The sequence below is a fragment of the Lactobacillus helveticus DSM 20075 = CGMCC 1.1877 genome (genome assembly GCF_000160855.1).
In the GTDB taxonomy this organism is placed as follows: domain Bacteria; phylum Bacillota; class Bacilli; order Lactobacillales; family Lactobacillaceae; genus Lactobacillus; species Lactobacillus helveticus.
Genome location: NZ_GG700762.1, coordinates 10,488 through 11,706 on the forward strand (window position 1 = coordinate 10,488; position 1,219 = coordinate 11,706).

The 1,219-nt window shown below is 34.8% G+C and carries 3 protein-coding genes; all 3 read left to right on the top strand.

The genetic code is table 11. The features are described from left to right. Window positions 1–105 precede the first annotated feature (105 nt). The 3 genes from HMPREF0518_RS10855 to HMPREF0518_RS10990 all read left to right on the top strand — a co-directional run bounded on the left by HMPREF0518_RS10855 (window position 106) and on the right by HMPREF0518_RS10990 (window position 1,174). Window positions 106–384 (top strand): hypothetical protein, encoded by a 279-nt coding sequence (locus HMPREF0518_RS10855; protein ID WP_003627899.1) that lies wholly within the window; start codon window positions 106–108, stop codon window positions 382–384. A gap of 13 nt (window positions 385–397) precedes the next feature. Next, window positions 398–742 (top strand): hypothetical protein, encoded by a 345-nt coding sequence (locus HMPREF0518_RS10860; RefSeq protein WP_230472071.1) that lies wholly within the window; start codon window positions 398–400, stop codon window positions 740–742. 309 nt (window positions 743–1,051) lie between these two features. Continuing rightward, window positions 1,052–1,174, top strand: a complete 123-nt coding sequence (locus HMPREF0518_RS10990; protein ID WP_020829307.1) for a hypothetical protein — start codon at window positions 1,052–1,054, stop codon at window positions 1,172–1,174. Window positions 1,175–1,219: the final 45 nt, after the last annotated feature.

The following is a 1,219-nucleotide window of genomic DNA, read 5'->3' on the forward strand; positions in this document are numbered from 1 at the left end:
GTTTCGCTATCACGCATGTTTAAACATACTTGCCAAAAATCTTAGCTGTGATTGCTTGACCAGTAGGTGTGCCGGCTAAGCCGCCAATTCCGGTTTCACGAAGGAGTGAAGCTCGAACTGCTGCTAAATTGCTTAGAACGGGAAGCTTATCTAGTCAGAGTTGCACCATCTTGGTTTAATAAGTATGTCAAATTGGGTGCAGCCAAGGATGCTACGAGTGCTACTAATCTTAAAGCTTCAATCCAAGATTTGGAGAATGCCAATTCAGCTAGAGCTAAAGTTGGTTCAAGAAGACTAAAGGTATCGCCAATCTTAACTGCTATTTCAATGATTGATGCCGATTATCAAAAACAAGGTGGAGTACAATCACCCACAATACTATAAGTATGAGGATAGTTTGGAAAACATCTCAGCTAGGAGTGAGCCAATTACTATTTGGATGACCGAGAAGAATAACTGGAAGGAAGATGTTAGAAAGAATTCTAGTTTGAAATCACTTGAATTTCATCCAAACTGGGATAATCAAGCATACACTGATGCAGTAATGGGCGCTCATGGTTATAAAGTTGCAGGACACTACACTAATTTGGTTAACCGAAATCACCGTATTATGGGGATGGCTCATATGACTGATAATAATTATGGTTATGCCGATGTTTATAATGCTTCAAGCAAAAATAATAAAGGTTCTTTAACTTTAGGACAATACAAGAGTTTAGTTAATAAATGGTTGAATAGATAATTTAAATAGGTTTTAAAAGGTACTAAAAGTTATTTTCTTTTAGTACCTTTTCGTGTCTTTAGATCGAACTTATTTCTTAATAATGTTATGATTTAGCTAGAAAAAGATCAATAAAAATTAAAAGTTTTAGAAAGGAAAAAGTTATGACGGACCAAGAAATTGAAAAGAGCGTTAAGAATTCAGATAGCTGGAGCGTATATCATCATTTAAAGGACAATTTGGGTTACCCAGCTTTAATGCTTCGTTAAACTAATACTAGTGTTGATACATTGGGTGTAAATCTTAACGTATTTAAGGGGAATGTTTTATTTGTTCTTAGATAACGGTACTCCTGCAGAACCTGGTAAACCATTTTCAATTCAAAACTTGGATAGTTTGGAGGCAATGGAAGAACTATTGGAAATCGTTAAGCCATACCTTAAAAAGAATTAATTTAAAAAATAAGACTAGAAAATAAAGATGTCTCAAAAGTTAGAG